Below are 14,543 nucleotides of genomic sequence, written 5' to 3'. Positions count from 1 at the left end.
ATACTTCTCCACGACGCCCATTTCGATCACTGGCGGATCCTCCGACACGGCTTCGCCCCCGCGCGGCGATCAACCCGATCTGGGTGCCAGCGAACCTGTCGGCGTAGCCGCGGGTGACCCTGCGTGGATGTTCTCGGCGTACCAGGCCGCCAGCCCAGGTTTACCTTTCCCGTCCAGGCCCAGCCTGCCGATGGTCCGCAGCACGTGGTTCTCGACCGTGCGGGTGCTGAGCGTGAGCTTGGCGGCGATCTCCTTGTTCGTCAGGCCGTCGGCCACGAGCCGCGCGATCTGCAGCTGGCGCTGGGTGAGCCCGTGGGCTCCGGCGCCGGCGCCGTCGCCGTTCTCGGTCGGCACGGCCAGGGCGAGCACCATCGCTTCGTCGTAGGGGAGTGCGGCGCCGACCGCCACTTCGACGTCATAGTCCTCACCGAGCGCGCGGCGGACGTTGCGTTCGGCGTCGACTTGGAGCCGCCACCAGGGTTTCAGGCCACTCATCGAGACGTCGGTCGCACGGTGACGGGCGTGCGCGGCTCCGAACAGGCGCGCCGAGACGACGTGGTCTGCCATCCGCGCGGCGATCACCGCGCGCAGCCACAGGCACCACGCTGGGCCCCACGTGTCCTCGCTCGGGTATTGGAGACGCAGGCACCGCTGGACAAGATCAAGCGCTTGCGCGAGCGTGCCGAACCGCAACGCGACAATCGACTTGGCGAACAAGGCCCACGAAACCACGCTGTCCACACCAGACTCGGCGACCTCGGCCCAGAATGCCTCGGCTGTCTCGCGCGCGGCTGGCTCGGTGCCGTCGACGCTGGCGGCGATGGCCAGCACGATCAGCATCGCCATCCGCTCGCTCGGCTCGGTGTCGCCGAGGGTGTCGATCGCGGCGGTCAGCGTGGTCAGGGCTTTCGCCGCTTCTTCGTTGGACTGTCCGACCAGCCAGTCGCGCATGCCGCGGGCGAACAACAGCGCCGGGCTCGCGTGCGCGCCGATCGCGGTCGCGACCCGCTCGGCACGGTCCAGCAGCGGGTCGGCCTCCTCGCGGCTGCCCTGCAGCATCGCCAGATACGCCAACATCGACACCGCGGTGACCTCGAGCTCCGACGGCTCCTCAGGGTGGGCGTTCAGACCGGCCCGCAGCAGGCGACGCGCCTCGTTGATCTGGCCCACGCAGATGTGGGTTCGCGTCCGGGTCACATCGCACGCGATCGACAACGCGGCCATCCAATCGCCCTGACCGACGAGATGGTCGACCGCGGCGCGGATGTTGTGGAGGTTCCGCCGCAGCCGGTCGATCCACTCGGACTCGTCCGGCCCGTACCACTCGCGCGCCGCACGGTCGACCAGCCTGCCGTAATAGGCGGCGTGCGAGTCGCGGATCCGGTTGAGCTCGTCGGGATCGGCGATCTCATGGCCGAACCGGCGGACGACCTCGAGCATCCGATAGTAGGTGCGGCCCCGCCGCGCCTGGGTGGTCAACAAGGAGGCGTGGACCAGCCGGGTCAGCAGGTCGAGAACCTCGCCCGAGTCGACGCCGTGAGCGGCGCACACGCCCTCGGCCGCGGCCAGGTCGAACCCGCCGTCGAACACCGACATCATGACCCACATGCGCTGATCGGACTCGAGGAGCAGGTCGAAGGACCAGCGCAGCGTCGCGTGCAAGGTCTGGTGGTGTCGCTGCTCGGCGCGGCCGGAGCGCACCAGCAGCCGCATCGAGTCCTCGCAACGGTCGACGATCTCGTCCAGGGTCAGCACATCGAGCCTGCCCGCGGCCAGTTCGATGGCCAGCGGGAGTCCGTCCAACATCCGACACAGCTCGTTGGCCAGCGGATAGTCCGACTGCGCGATCGTCACGTCGTAGGCGTCGGCCCGGTCCAGCAACAGGGCCAGCGCCTCGGTGACCGCCCCATCCGGGTCCCCACCGGCCGACACCCACATCGGCGGAATCCGCACACGGCGCTCTCCCGAAACCCCCAGCGCGACCCGGCTCGTCGCCAGGATCCGCACCCCCGGCGCCGTGGCGAGCAGGGTGCTGACCAACCGCGGCAACTCGCCCTCACCGTCCAGACTCACCAGTTGCTCGCAGTTGTCCAGGACCAGCAGCACCGACCTGTCGCGCAGGTGCTCGATCAACCGAGCCCGAGCCGGGGACGTCGCGTTGTCCAACAAGCCCACCGCCTCGATAACCGCGGCGTCGACCCGGTCGTCCGCGGCGCGGACATCGGTCAGGTCCACCAGGACCGCGCCGTGGGCGAACGTGTCGACGACCCGCGCCGCCAGCTCTCTGGCCAACCGCGTCTTGCCCACCCCGCCGGTGCCAACCAGGGTCACCAACCGCCTGCCCGGCCCGAGAAGCAGCTCGGTCGCCTCGGCGAGCAGATCCGCCCGGCCGACGAATGTCGTCAGGTCGCCCGGCGATCCAGGGTGGACAGTGCTCAATGGCCCGTCATCGCTGATCATTCGCGCAGGTCACGGCCGTGAGCGTAGCCCAGTGCGGGGCCGTCCCGCCTCCGTGAGTCGCCGGCGCCCAGCACCTTCCACTACCCGCACCCTCATCCCGAGCCCCCTCCCGGACAGCCGACTCCCCAGTCGGCGCGATCAACCCATTCTCGCCACGGTCGCTACTCAGAGTCAATGATAGCGGGTGTTTGAACTGCGGAAACGCGTGAATCGCGAAAAGTAGACCCGTTCGAGGTAACCATGTGTTACAGGCGTGCGGTGGGTTGATCGGCACGGTGTCCGCCTGTCCGGCTGGGGCGGCGCACCGTGATCGACCCCGGGGGTGGTGTCAACCCCGCTCCGCTAGGGGTTGACACCACCCCCGGCGCCGATCCCGACGAAGTGCGCCCCAGCCGGACAGGCGGACACCGAACAGATCCACTCGACAAGCGGTCGTCACGGCGACGTAGTCCGTGCCGCGGGCATCTCGCCCATCTGTCCACAGTGGAGTCGTCTGTGCTTTGGCCACACGGCCGAAGCAGACAGTTCCCGGCCTGTCCGCGAGACCCGGCGTAGTGCCGCCAGCCATCTCCTCGCCGCCCGCGCGCACAACGACGTCGCCTGAACCTCCACCGAAAGGAACACGAAGTGCACCACACTGTCCATCCCCAGTCCGCCCAGCCCGTCGACCCGCCGTTCGCGTTGACGATCTCGCACGAACAGGGCCTGATAGCCATCCTCGGCCCAGACCCGCTCGTCACCATTACCGAACTGCTCGGCGGTACCGCCCCGAGCACCGTCGACACCGAACTCGGCATCCTCGAGTTCTGGGTCGGCGCGGTGGCCGACAGCCAGGCGCCGATCAACGGTCCCGCGATGATCCTGATCGAGGAGTTGATCGAGGCCGCGCTCACCGGCGACCTCGCGGTCAGCGACGCGGCCCAGTCGCGGATCAAGACGCTGCGCGCACACGGCTGGGCGCCGCAGATCCGAGGCCACTGCGTCGTCACCGGCCCCCTCGGCGATGACGGCGTGCCCGCGCCGCTGCCCGAGCGCTTCTTCCGATGGCTTGAGGCCCGCGTCCACGCCGCCCAGAACGCGCACATCGAGCGGGTCTTGGCCGAACTTACTGAAGCCGGTCTCCACGTCCACCTCATCACGATCACCGAGAACAACTGACAACAGCACCACCGCGAGTACCCACACGGCCCGGCCCGGTAACTCACCAGGGCCGGGCCGTTCTACGCACGAGGAGAAAGGCAACGACATGTCGACCGAAACAGCCACGTGGCTCAACCGCAACGTCCTCATCGGCTTCACCGAAGCGCGCGGCCGCGCGTGGCACTACCGGGCCTCAGCCCAAGGCGCCGAACCGAATCACTATCCGGGCCCGATCCCGATCGCCGACATCCAACGCCGACTGTTCAACTGGGACGCTATCCCAGGCCGCGTGCTGATCCACACCGCCGAACACGGGTTGTGCGCCGCGCCCACCCGCAAAGCGGTGGTCGCCAGCGACACCGGTGACGACCTGGGTATCCACACCGACCGCTACGCGATTCACCAGTACCAGGAATGGTTGCTGGAGAAGGTCGACGCGGTCCTGGACGGTGGCCTGCGTGCCGGGTCCGCCGGACTGCTGAAGAACCGCGCCCAGGCATGGGTGTCCGTCGAGGTCCCCGACAGCGTCCGCACACCGGAAGGTGTGGTGTTCCGCCCGCACCTCATCGCCTGCACCAGCCACGACGGCAGCCTCTCCACCACCTACAAGCGCAGCATCACCAATGTCGTGTGCGACAACACCCTAGGCGCCGCGCTGCGCGGTGCGGGCCAGGTGATCAAGGTCAAGCACTCCAAGAACGCCAAGTTCGAAGTCCTCACCGCCCGCCAGGCCCTCGACATGGTCCAGGTCCTCGCCGACGACTACGCCACCCAGATCGCCGAACTGTGCCGAGTCGAGGTCAACGACACCGCATGGCGAGAGTTCGTCCGCGCCCATGCCCCGGACAAGTCGGACAGCAAGCGCTCGCGGACCTTGGTGGCCACGCACCGCGCTGAGCTGCGCCGCCTTTGGGACCACGACGAGCGGGTGTCGCCGTGGCGCGGCACAGCGTGGGGCGTGCTGCAGGCGGTCAACACCTTCGAACACCACTACCGCACCGTCCGCGGCGTCTCCCGCGCCGAACGCAACCTCACCCGCACCGTCACCAACTGGGCCGAGACCCTCGACAGCGGCACCCTCGCCACCTTGGACGCCGTTCTCGCGTCCACCCCAGTCCTCGCCGCGATCTGAGCGGCGAGAACGACCACATCCACCGCCCAACCTCCATAAAGGACGCGACATGCCTGATTCCAGTGACGACACCGCGCAGTTCACCACACCGACCATCCCGCTCGGCGAGCTGATCGCCGCCATGACGACCTTCCTCGGATACCCGCCAGTCGACTCCCTGCTTGTCTATGTCGTTGACGGACCCTGCATCCGAGTGGACCTACCCGCGCCCGAGCACTGCGAGTCGCTCGCCGCGCAGATGGCATCGGTCGCCGCCCAACACGGGCACGACATGTTCGTCATGGTCATCGGCGGCCAGCCTGACCGCGACCTTCCACACCGGGGCCTGGTCGAGTCGCTGACTCGCAGGCTGAAAGACCTCAGGGTCACCATCCACGAGGCAGTGTGGTCGCCCGACGTCAGGGCAGGCGCCCGGTGGGTCAGCTACACCACCGACCACCGTGGTGTGGTCCCCGACCCCGACACCACCCTCGTCGCGGTCCACGCGGCCTACGAAGGCATCCCCAAGTTCTCCTCCAGGGCCGACATGGCCGCCAGCCTGGCACCCGACCCCGCCGAAGCTCTGCGTCGCCGCGCCGAACTCATCACCCAGCTACGCGACCAGCCTGACATCGCCACCGAAGCCGGTCACGATCTGATCAAAGGCGTGATCGCGGCGACCAACGACGGCACCGACCTCGACGACGACACATTGGCGCGCGTCGCCCGCGCCCTCGACGATCCTGACGTTCGCGGGTGGTGCCTCGTCAGCGACGACATTCCGCGAGACAGGTCAACGAACGACGCATGGGCGCGACTCGTTCGGGCGCTTCCCGCGCCCGAGCGGTCCTTCCCGGCCTGTCTGCTGGCCATCGGCACATACCTGGCCGGGGAAGGTGCGCTCACGCAGATCGCCCAGGAGATCGCGGTGACCTCCGACCCAGACGACACACTGGCACCGCTGCTGGGAGCAGCCTTCCAGTACGGGATCTCGCCGCGAGAGATGCGGGCGATCCTTCGCCGCGCCCGAACGTGACCGATGTCGGCGTACGCTCGATCACCTGGGGAGATGACGCATGGAGCGTGACACGCAGTCCACAGCGCACGGCAAAGTGGGGCCACCTCGATTGATGGGCCTCGCGCTCGCGGCCGCCAACGACGGCCACTTCGTGATCCCCCTGCGCCCACGCAGCAAGATCCCCGCCCTGCACGGAGAAGCCGGTTGTCCACGCACGGGATCCTGTGTGGACGGACACCTCGGGTGGGAAGAACGCGCCACCAGGGAACCCGAGCGGATCAGGGCATGGTGGGCGCGCGCTCCGATGAACATCGGAATCGCCACCGGGCCGTCCGGACTCCACGTACTCGACCTCGACGACGCACACGGCCAAGCGACGCCCGACCTGTGGACCGGCACGGCGCATGGCCGTGACGTTCTCGCAAGACTGGCCGAGGAAGCTGGCGAGTCGTACCCCGGCGACACCCTGGCCATCGGCACCCCCTCGGCGGGAGAGCACCTGTACTTCCGTGCGCCCGCCGAACCCGAGCTGCGCAACACGGTCGCGCGGCTCGGGTGGCGGATCGACACGCGCGGCGCGGGCGGCTACATCGTCGCCGCGGGCTCGATCACTGCGGCGGGCAGGTACCGCGTCGTGCGAGACCTGCCGATCGCGCCGCTGCCGCAGTGGCTGGTACCCCTCATGAAATCGCCGGTGATCCCGACTTCGGCCGTTCGGACCCAGCCGGTGACCGAGCAGAGCAGACAGGCCTACCTGAACACCGTCCTCGACACCGTCGCCCGAGCCGAGCACGGCCGCCGCCACCACGTCCTGGTGCGCGCGGCATACACGCTGGGCCGCCTCGTCGCGGGCGGCGAGTACACGTACGCCGCTGTCCATCACGGTCTGCGTGACGCGGCAGCCCAGCTCACCGACTTCCCCACACCGGAAGCCGAACGCACCATCGCCGACGGCCTACGCAACGGGGCGAAGTCCCCGCGCCGTTTCGACGCCTGAATCCTCGTTCGCCCGCATTCGCGGGCTGCCATTCCACCACTAACCAAAGGAGCTTCGCCATGCCCATCGCAGCCGCCTGGTCCGCGGGCCTGATCGGCGTGGACAGTGTCCCCGTCCCGGTCGCCGCCGCCATCTCCGACGGGCCACCAACCACAACGACGGTCGGCAACTCCGCAGCCGTGCCACAGGAAACCAAAGACCGCATCCGAGCCGCCGTGCGCAACAGTCGTGTCCGCTGGCCCGATACCACGGTCGTCCTTGAGGTCTCGTCCGCGGCAACGACCGCGGACCCCGCGTTCGACCTCGCGCTGGCGGTCGCCGTCCTCGTCGCCGACGGCGAAGTACCGCCTCACCGTGTCGCCGAAGCTGCCCTGATCGGCGAACTGGCCTTCGACGGCAAGCTCCGGTCTGTCAGGGGCGTCCTCCCGCGCCTCCTCGCGGTCCGGCGCAGCGGACTTCGACGCGCGGTCGTCCCAACCGACGCGCTCGGCGAGGCGGCACTGGTTCCGGACCTGGAAGTGCGCGGAGCGACGAGCCTCAACGAGGTCCTCGGCTGGCTCCGCGGTGACGGTGATGTCCTCGCCGTTCCCGACATCGCCACGAGGAACGGTCCGGCAGATCCACCGGATCTTGCCAACGTCGTGGGGCAAGCAGAGGCCCGACGAGCGCTGGAGGTGGCCGCTGCGGGCGGCCATCATGTTCTCCTCGTCGGTCCCGTCGGATCAGGCAAGACGACGCTCGCGAAGAGCCTCGCGGGGATCCTCCCGCCGCTCACAGTCGAACAGGCCTTGGAAAGCGCGGCGATCCACTCCGCGGCCCGGAGTCTTACCGACAACCCGGCACTGGCCACGGTCCCGCCGTTCAGCGCGCCCCACCACACGATATCCGTACCCGCTCTTGTGGGTGGCGGCGCCGGACTGGCCAGGCCAGGAGCGATCAGTGCGGCGCACCACGGAATCCTGTTCCTCGACAACGTCTGCGAGTTCGCGACCAACCGCCTGGAGGCCGTGCGGGCCGCTCTCTACCAGGGTGAGATCCGTCTGACCCGCCGTGACATGACCGTGCGGTTCCCAGCGAGATTCCAGTTGGTGCTGGCTTGTGTACAAATGGTCACTGACCGTAGCTATAGCCGACTTCATCTGCCGGGAGTTCTCGCATCCACCCAGCTTCCCCTCTTCATACTTGACGGTTACCACCCGCCTACCTATCCTCGTGCCATACCAGAGACATACCGCACGTTGAAAACTCCACAGAGGCAGTCCGGACCCCCGGCCTGGCACGCGTGCCAGGCCGCTCGATGGAGAGGTCGATGACCTACCAAAAGATCTCCGTGAACCTCCCGGTGGAGGTTCTTGAGGCACTCCGAGAGATGGCCGAGCGGGACAACTTGACGCAGACCGAGGTGTTGCGTCGTGCCATCTCAGCGCTGAAGTTCATTTCGGACGCGCATAAGGCGGGTCAGGCGATCTTGCTGCGTGATCCGTCGACTAAGGAAACCGAAAGACTCGTGTTCTACTGACGGGTCGGAACTGGAGTGAGTCATGGGTAAGCAATCCGGCAAACTCCGCCCCGGATCGGTTAGTGGTTCCCCGTCTCGTCCACGGGAAATCACGACCCGGGGTGGCCTGAACGTCTCCAGCATGGGTGGACCCGAGGACGGGGTCGATGAACACCCGGAGGCGCAAGGGATTTATCTGCCTGCAAAGTACCGGTATTCGATGATTGGTCCTGAGGACCTTCATCGTTTTCGGCTACTGTGGGCGTTGGGTGGCATCGTGGCTTTACTGATCATGCTCAGTCTGGCTGGCGTATTCGTGCTCGCGATCTTGGGCGCGTCAGCAGTCTCGTTTATTGATGTTGTGGGCAAACTCTGTGCGCTGCTGGCGCCAGTGATCAGTGCTGCGGTTGGGTTCATGGTCGGTCGCCAGCGGAAGCGAGGCGATCGATGACAGAGACATAGCATAGAATTCGTGCCGAACTGCCTTTGTGGAGCGCGCCACGCCCGGGACGGGTGTGGCGCTTTTTGATGTCCAGTCGGGGACGACTGGACGTTGTGAGCGGGCGGTCAGTAACCGCATCGGGTGGTTTGTCAGGTCCCAGGTGAGTCGTGTTCCGTGGGGGCGCATGTCAGTGCGGCTACGTTGCCGCGGCGGTCGAGTCTGGGTGGCGTCTTCGGTACTTGCAGGCTGAGTTGGTGGAGCCTGCTGAGCCGCTGGCGTTCGTCGGCCAGTTGCCGGGCGGTTGGTCGGAGTGGCTGGCGGATGAGGATGTTCCGGTCCGCACGCCATACTTGATCTCGCCTCGATTCGAGTACGATGTTGAGTTGAACGCGTTCTTCACGTCGGCGGTGATGGTCGGGAGTGCGTGGAGGACACAGGCGGGTTACGCCAGCGATGTGAAGGCGTTCTTGAACTTCCTGTGGCGGGCGCGGGGAGACAAGTCGTGGCGTGACGCCATTGAGGACGATCACGTCGCCTACCTGATTTGGCGGCGCCGGGACATTCGTGGTCCACGGGTCAACGACGCAACCTGGGATCGGGAGGTTGCGGCGCTCAACACCTTCTACAAGTGGCAGGTGCGCGCCCGGAACGTCCGGATCAACCCGATTCCGCAGCGGGAGAGCCGTTCGGTTCCGGTGGGCAGCGGCCGGGGTGGTCGCGCCAGCGGAGCCGGTGAGACGGCGGCGACCTACAGCCACGGCGCCAGCCGGAACAAGATCGAGTGGTTCCCGCCCAAGGCTTACCGTCGCTGGCGGGATATCGGAGTGCGCGGCTACACCGCGGACGGGCTGCACGACCCGGCGTTCAAGGGCCGGTGGGCTGCTCGCAACAGTGTCTTCTGCGACTTGATGGTCCGCGCCGGAATGCGCTTGGCCGGGCAGGCCGCGTTGACGATGCTCGACGTCCCGCTCGATCGCGCGCGCGGCGGCTACCACCGGTTCTGGTTGCCAGCCGCGATCGCGAAGGGCGGCTCGCAGCGGCGGATTTACGCGCCGTCGTCGGTCGTCAGAGACCTGGCGGACTACGTCGAGTTCGATCGGGCCGAGGTGATCGCCCAAGCACGTGAAGATGGCCGATACCGAAAGTGGCGGCAGCCACTGGTGGTGGAGGACCCGGCACGCCCCGTGGTCCGGACCGCAGGCGGTCACCGGACCCAAGGTGGCGCACCTAGACTCCCATGAGCGGCGCTAGGTGCTGATGGACGGGCCGGACGGGCTCGAACCAGCGATGTTCTGGCTGTCAGAGTTCGACTCTCCGCTGTCGAGATCAACCTGGCAGGAGATGTTCAGCACGGCCAACCGCCGCTGCCGCGCCCGCGGGGTGAGGTTGCACGCCCATGCGCACATGCTGCGCCAAACCTTCGCGGTGATCACCTTTGAGCAGATGCAGCGCGGCCAAATCGCCGCCCTGGGCGCACTGAACCCGGAGCAGCGAGAGTCCTACGTTCGTGTGTTCGGCGATCCACTGGACTGGGTCCGCCGGCGCCTGGGCCATGCGTCGGTGGTGACGACGCAGATCTACTTGCACGCGTTGGAAGAACTGGAGATGGAGACCAGGATGGCCCTGGTCCCTGACGGCTGGGACGACCCGAGCGAGTTCGCTTCGGACTTCGTCCCGGACGAGGCGGTCATCGACGAGGACGCGGCGTGAGCCGCCGCGGTCGGGGAAGCACCGGCACGGGCCGGGCGGCGGCGCTGCCCTCGGGAACCTACGAGGCGCCCCCGCCGGTCATGATCACCTCGACCACGCTGACTGTTCAGGTCCACGGCGAGGACGGCCGCGTCCGAGTGCTCCCGGTGGATCGGCTGCCGCTTCCCGGCTGGCATCAGCCACTTGCCGCGGCGTTGGCCGAGCGGACCGGCCCGTGCGGCACGTTGCGCACATCGACGTCGGCGAAAGGGCTGTGGGGCAGCACGGCGTGGTTCGTCCGATTCTTGAGCACCCAGCACCCAGCACCCAGCACCCAGCACCCAGCACCCAGCACCCAGCACCCAGCACCCAGCACCCAGCACCCAGCACCCAGCAGCCCGCGCCTGGCGAGCCGTCGGAGCTGACAACCGGCTACCTGGAGGGATTCCTGCAGCACCGTCTCGCCAGCATCGGCCAGGCATACGCTCACCGCGACGTCCGCGACGTCCGCGACGTCCGCGACGTCCGCGACGTCCGCGATCGCGGTTACGGACTCGACGAGGCTGGTATCCGCGCGTTTGCCCAGGTCAGACCAGGGTGTTTCATGATCAAGTTACGGAGTTACGGACTTTCCTCGAAGAGTTCTCTATAAGGGAGTAGGGGGCGTGATCGACATCCTCCTCGCCTAAGAGAACTTCTTTGGGAAAGTCCGTAACCGCGTAACCGTCCACTATGGAGCGCGCTGACCTGGCGATACACTCAGAAACTCGGTTACAGAGTTGGTAGGCCCAGTCTGTAACCGCACACCTGGAAGGGGTGGATGAAGGCGTGAACGTCCCTCATTACGACGGCCTTAACCGGATGACCGACGAGGAGGTGATCGCCAGGTACAACGAGCAGACCACGCACACGGTGATCGGCACAGGATTCTGGCTCGACGAGATGACCCGGCGCTCGTTCCGGCGCGCGACGGAGGCGGCGCTCGAAGAGGCCGCGGCTGCCCGTCGCCTGGCGAAGATCAACATGTGGGTTGCGATCGTCGCCATCGTGGCCTCGGTGGGGACCGGAGTCATCCAGATCGTCACCGGGTCGTGAAGCCCGGCCAGGCCGCTAGTCGACCGGGTCGGGCATGACGCGGTAGGTCCGCGCGTAGCCCTCTACTCGCTCGACGGTGATCTTGCCCTCGCGGTATAGCTGGATGATCCACCGCGTGTGGGCGACGTCCTTGTCGATCTCGTCGGCGACGGCGACAGGGTCAAATCCGATTGCGTCGGTGCTCCGCCTGCTGAGTTGCGCCGATGCGCTGTGCTCGTCGAGACGGCGTTCGAGCCGTTCGATCATCTCGTCGGGGTTCATGCCCGGATGGTAGGGGCACGAGGTGTGCGCGGCTCGGCACGCGGGTGCCCGACTTGTGCACTACGAGTTGGCCACGTCCGCCTCCGTGCGCCAGCATCGAACACATGTTTGCGACCCTTGAAACCGCGTGCGAGTACTTGCGCGCGCGCCTCCGTAACCGTCCGCACCAGCCTGTCGAAGCCGAAGAACTCGGCAAGGCGTTGGAGATCCCGACGAGTCAGGCCGAAATGATCATCGTGGACCTGCGCGAGGCTGGACGTGTGGAGTGTCCCCCATTGCGCCGCAGGGGAGACGGTACGGGAGGCGGGTACTTCCCCGCCGTGACCCGCGTGTTGTAGCGGAGAGGGCACACTGGGGCCGCGAGCAGGTCGTGGGCGCGTGGCAGCACCCGTCAATGGCGTCGGGTGCGCGCCTCGGTGCTCGCCGACAACGCCGCCACGAACGCTGGCCGCTGCACGCTGCGGATCAAGGATGTGTGTGCGGGCTGGGTGACAGAGTTTCACCACGTCCTCGGCCGCGCGGTGACCGGCGACGACCCGCGACACTTGGTCGCGGCCTGCGGGCCGTGTAACCGGCATGTCGGCGACCCGGCCCGATACGATCCCCAGCCACGCACCATGACCCGGTGGTGACGCAGGACAAGGCAGGTACACGATGGACGCGGCGCTCGCTGGCCTAATCGGCGCAGGTGTAGGCGGCTCCGTGACCATCGCAGTCACCTTGATCAACGCACTCCGAACCCGCGGCGACAAGCTGCTCCAATGGCAGCGCGACGCGTACGCGGAAGCGCTGTCCGCCATCGCCATGGTCGGCCGGGTCAAAACCCTCGACGACCTCACCGAATCGGGCAAGCGCGTCTTCGCGGCTCAAGTTCAGATGCACATGATGGGCAAGGCCGCTCAGAGGCCCTTCGACCAATATGCGTCCGTCGTGAACGAACTGATCGAAGCGTTCAAAGTGGAGGCACCCCGCCGCAGCTTCAAGTCTGTGCCCAGGAGGGTCGCCGAGACCTACCCACCCGAGAAGCGAGAAGCGCTAGCTGCCGCGCATCGAGAGTTCATCGACGCTGCCAGGCGCGATCTCGGTATCGGCAAGATCAAGCGGCAGGGTGGGCGGCTTTTTCGCAGGTCGTAGGGCCTCGGACACCCGCGTGCACGACTTCACCGACACCGCGTTCCGCTGGGAGGCGCAACCCGCCTACGACGAGCCTTACGAGCACGAGCCGATGGCCGCGTTCTGCGAGGTGACGCCCCAGACCTGACCTACATGCGGCCATGGCTCGACCGCATCCGCGCCGACACCGCAGCGGGCAAGACGTACCGGCGGGTGCGGATGGTCACCGACCCGCTGACCGACTACTTGCGGTTCGAGCTGGGCGTCACTGACTACAACATCGCCGCAGGTGAACAGATCCGCGTGCTCACCGACGCGCAGGTCGTCGAGCTGTGGTTGCCGCGCCAGGACTTTCTGGCTGTTCGACGACACCCAAGCCGCGGTGATGCGCATCGACGAGCACGGCCGGTTCGACGGTGCCGACCTCGTCACCGGATCGGCCGTGCGGAGTTTTCGCGAAACCCGCGACGTGGCGTGGCAGATGCGGTCCCGTTCGAGGAGTACGCGAGCCGACGATGAGGACCGGGTGCCCAGCTACCAGGACAGGCGCATCGAGTTCGGCGCGCGCATGCGCCAGGTCCGCGAGGACGCCGGGCTCAACGGCGGCCAACTCGCCGACCGGCTCGGCTGGCTCCTGCCGAAGCTGTCCAAGCTCGAACACTGGCGGCAGACCGCCAGTGACGCCGACCTCGACGCGTGGATTGCCGCGCTCGCCGTCCCGGCCGCCGACGCCGCCCGCCTGCGGGCGATGCTCGGCACCGTGCGCGAGGCGTACGAGTCGTGGCGCGAACAGCTCAAAGCCGGGATCAAGTCGATACAGGAGGATGCGCTCGACCGGGAGGCCAACGCCCGTCTGATCCGCGCCGTCGATGTTGGCGTCGTTCCCGGCCTGGTGCAGACAGCCGACTATGCGCGGGCGGTCCTACTGGCCGCCCGCGCCCTGCACGGTGGTGCCGACGACATCACCGAGGGCGTCCGCGCTCGGATGCGCCGTCAGCAGATCCTGTTCGAGCCCGGCCGCAGCATCGAACTGCTGATGACCGAATCGGCGTTGCTGCACCCGCTCGGCACGCCCGAGGTGATGGCAGCCCAGGTGCACCGGTTGATCGCCGCGATCGGCACCCCGAACGTGCGCGTTGGTGTCCTCCCGGCCGGACAGCGGCTGCCCTACCCGCTGGTGCACGGCTACTGGATCGTCGACCACCTCGTCATGGTCGAGACGATCACCGGCGAGTCGCACGTGTCCGACCCCGACGAGGTCGGGACCTACATGGAACTCACCGACCGCCTGTGGGCCGTTGCTGCCGAGGGCGACCAAGCGCGCGCGTTGCTGGCTGCCCATTGGCGCGGCTAGCGTCATGGTGCCGCTTCACGAAGCATTTTGCTCCGAGTCGCGTCGTATTAATTGAAAATCGCGGACAACAGCTCAATTAGAATCACCAAGCTGGTGAACGGAACGACGAGCAAAGCGGGCACGGTCAGGATATTCGCGCGCCAATTTCCTGGGCCATGGTTGCCGAAGTCGAATCCAATCCCGCAGAGAGCAATAGCTGCGGCCTGGAGGCCAACGCCGCGCCACGTCCCAAAACCATCTAGTCCAAGCTTCGCCAGTGGTAGAGAGATAATCGACAGAACAAGTCCTACGGCGAAGGCGGCGTTGGGTGCGGCTAGAGCAAACCGTCTAACCCAGGCTTTAGGGCGCCCGGATTGCTCCGATCG

The 14,543-nt window shown here is 67.2% G+C and carries 16 protein-coding genes and 1 pseudogene; 15 read left to right on the top strand and 2 right to left on the bottom strand.

Going from position 1 to position 14,543, the window contains the following annotated elements; translation table 11 throughout:
* Nucleotides 1–69 precede the first annotated feature (69 nt).
* The gene (locus BN1701_RS19670; RefSeq protein ID WP_054050969.1) at nucleotides 70–2,460 is read right to left on the bottom strand and encodes a LuxR C-terminal-related transcriptional regulator; all 2,391 of its coding nucleotides are present in this window, start codon (nucleotides 2,458–2,460) and stop codon (nucleotides 70–72) included.
* 627 nt (nucleotides 2,461–3,087) lie between these two features.
* Between BN1701_RS19670 and BN1701_RS19665 the strand changes: the two genes are divergently transcribed.
* From BN1701_RS19665 to BN1701_RS19630, 11 genes are all read left to right on the top strand, one after another.
* Nucleotides 3,088–3,618, top strand: coding sequence for a hypothetical protein (locus BN1701_RS19665; RefSeq protein WP_054050967.1), 531 nt, complete (start codon nucleotides 3,088–3,090; stop codon nucleotides 3,616–3,618).
* 88 nt (nucleotides 3,619–3,706) lie between these two features.
* The gene (locus BN1701_RS19660) at nucleotides 3,707–4,732 is read left to right on the top strand and encodes a DUF932 domain-containing protein (protein ID WP_054050965.1); all 1,026 of its coding nucleotides are present in this window, start codon (nucleotides 3,707–3,709) and stop codon (nucleotides 4,730–4,732) included.
* Nucleotides 4,733–4,781: 49 nt separating this feature from the next.
* Complete coding sequence (locus tag BN1701_RS19655) at nucleotides 4,782–5,747, top strand: DUF4192 domain-containing protein (RefSeq protein WP_054050963.1); 966 nt, start codon at nucleotides 4,782–4,784, stop codon at nucleotides 5,745–5,747.
* Nucleotides 5,748–5,787: 40 nt separating this feature from the next.
* A complete protein-coding gene (locus tag BN1701_RS19650) occupies nucleotides 5,788–6,726 on the top strand; it encodes a bifunctional DNA primase/polymerase (protein ID WP_231949651.1) in 939 nt (312 codons plus the stop codon).
* 59 nt (nucleotides 6,727–6,785) lie between these two features.
* Nucleotides 6,786–8,039, top strand: a complete 1,254-nt coding sequence (locus BN1701_RS19645; protein ID WP_054050960.1) for an ATP-binding protein — start codon at nucleotides 6,786–6,788, stop codon at nucleotides 8,037–8,039.
* Nucleotides 8,036–8,245 (top strand): ribbon-helix-helix protein, CopG family, encoded by a 210-nt coding sequence (locus BN1701_RS19640; RefSeq protein ID WP_054050958.1) that lies wholly within the window; start codon nucleotides 8,036–8,038, stop codon nucleotides 8,243–8,245. Before BN1701_RS19645 ends, BN1701_RS19640 begins: the two co-directional genes overlap by 4 nt.
* Before the next feature lie 121 nt (nucleotides 8,246–8,366).
* The gene (locus BN1701_RS35715) at nucleotides 8,367–8,675 is read left to right on the top strand and encodes a hypothetical protein (protein WP_157368087.1); all 309 of its coding nucleotides are present in this window, start codon (nucleotides 8,367–8,369) and stop codon (nucleotides 8,673–8,675) included.
* 245 nt (nucleotides 8,676–8,920) lie between these two features.
* Nucleotides 8,921–9,907, top strand: a complete 987-nt coding sequence (locus tag BN1701_RS36890) for a site-specific integrase (RefSeq protein ID WP_197672117.1) — start codon at nucleotides 8,921–8,923, stop codon at nucleotides 9,905–9,907.
* Nucleotides 9,908–9,923: 16 nt separating this feature from the next.
* The gene (locus BN1701_RS36885; RefSeq protein ID WP_197672116.1) at nucleotides 9,924–10,376 is read left to right on the top strand and encodes a hypothetical protein; all 453 of its coding nucleotides are present in this window, start codon (nucleotides 9,924–9,926) and stop codon (nucleotides 10,374–10,376) included.
* On the top strand, nucleotides 10,373–10,780 hold the full coding sequence (locus BN1701_RS35710) for a hypothetical protein (RefSeq protein ID WP_157368086.1): 408 nt from the start codon (nucleotides 10,373–10,375) through the stop codon (nucleotides 10,778–10,780). The genes BN1701_RS36885 and BN1701_RS35710 overlap by 4 nt, the downstream gene beginning before the upstream one ends.
* Nucleotides 10,781–11,171: 391 nt before the next feature.
* Entirely contained in the window at nucleotides 11,172–11,450 is a 279-nt protein-coding gene (locus tag BN1701_RS19630; RefSeq protein ID WP_157368085.1) for a hypothetical protein, read from the top strand.
* A 15-nt stretch (nucleotides 11,451–11,465) separates the two neighbouring features.
* On the opposite strand, the gene BN1701_RS19625 is transcribed toward BN1701_RS19630, so the two are convergent.
* Nucleotides 11,466–11,711: a hypothetical protein gene (locus BN1701_RS19625; RefSeq protein ID WP_054050954.1), complete on the bottom strand. Its 246-nt coding sequence runs from the start codon at nucleotides 11,709–11,711 to the stop codon at nucleotides 11,466–11,468.
* A 404-nt stretch (nucleotides 11,712–12,115) separates the two neighbouring features.
* On the opposite strand from BN1701_RS19625, the gene BN1701_RS19615 reads away from it, so the two are divergent.
* The 4 genes and pseudogenes from BN1701_RS19615 to BN1701_RS19605 all read left to right on the top strand — a co-directional run bounded on the left by BN1701_RS19615 (nucleotide 12,116) and on the right by BN1701_RS19605 (nucleotide 14,178).
* Nucleotides 12,116–12,343, top strand: coding sequence for a hypothetical protein (locus BN1701_RS19615; RefSeq protein ID WP_054050949.1), 228 nt, complete (start codon nucleotides 12,116–12,118; stop codon nucleotides 12,341–12,343).
* A gap of 70 nt (nucleotides 12,344–12,413) precedes the next feature.
* The gene (locus tag BN1701_RS19610; RefSeq protein WP_157368084.1) at nucleotides 12,414–12,845 is read left to right on the top strand and encodes a hypothetical protein; all 432 of its coding nucleotides are present in this window, start codon (nucleotides 12,414–12,416) and stop codon (nucleotides 12,843–12,845) included.
* Nucleotides 12,820–13,127: pseudogene (locus tag BN1701_RS38250) on the top strand (DUF6879 family protein); the annotation flags it as partial. The gene BN1701_RS19610 and the pseudogene BN1701_RS38250, both read left to right, overlap by 26 nt.
* A complete protein-coding gene (locus tag BN1701_RS19605; RefSeq protein WP_231949650.1) occupies nucleotides 13,114–14,178 on the top strand; it encodes a DUF5753 domain-containing protein in 1,065 nt (354 codons plus the stop codon). The pseudogene BN1701_RS38250 and the gene BN1701_RS19605, both read left to right, overlap by 14 nt.
* Nucleotides 14,179–14,543: the final 365 nt, after the last annotated feature.

The sequence above is a fragment of the Alloactinosynnema sp. L-07 genome, from assembly GCF_900070365.1.
In the GTDB taxonomy this organism is placed as follows: domain Bacteria; phylum Actinomycetota; class Actinomycetes; order Mycobacteriales; family Pseudonocardiaceae; genus Actinokineospora.
This window is presented reverse-complemented; position numbering and strand designations above follow the sequence as displayed.

Excerpts from the sequence above, each read along its gene's own strand:
- BN1701_RS19670 (WP_054050969.1), bottom strand. The coding sequence starts at position 2,460 with ATGATCAGCGATGACGGGCCATTGAGCACTGTCCACCCTGGATCGCCG.
- BN1701_RS19660 (WP_054050965.1), top strand. The coding sequence starts at position 3,707 with ATGTCGACCGAAACAGCCACGTGGCTCAACCGCAACGTCCTCATCGGC.
- BN1701_RS19655 (WP_054050963.1), top strand. The coding sequence starts at position 4,782 with ATGCCTGATTCCAGTGACGACACCGCGCAGTTCACCACACCGACCATC.
- BN1701_RS19650 (WP_231949651.1), top strand. The coding sequence starts at position 5,788 with ATGGAGCGTGACACGCAGTCCACAGCGCACGGCAAAGTGGGGCCACCT.
- BN1701_RS19645 (WP_054050960.1), top strand. The coding sequence starts at position 6,786 with ATGCCCATCGCAGCCGCCTGGTCCGCGGGCCTGATCGGCGTGGACAGT.
- BN1701_RS19640 (WP_054050958.1), top strand. The coding sequence starts at position 8,036 with ATGACCTACCAAAAGATCTCCGTGAACCTCCCGGTGGAGGTTCTTGAG.
- BN1701_RS35715 (WP_157368087.1), top strand. The coding sequence starts at position 8,367 with ATGGGTGGACCCGAGGACGGGGTCGATGAACACCCGGAGGCGCAAGGG.
- BN1701_RS36885 (WP_197672116.1), top strand. The coding sequence starts at position 9,924 with ATGGACGGGCCGGACGGGCTCGAACCAGCGATGTTCTGGCTGTCAGAG.
- BN1701_RS19625 (WP_054050954.1), bottom strand. The coding sequence starts at position 11,711 with ATGAACCCCGACGAGATGATCGAACGGCTCGAACGCCGTCTCGACGAG.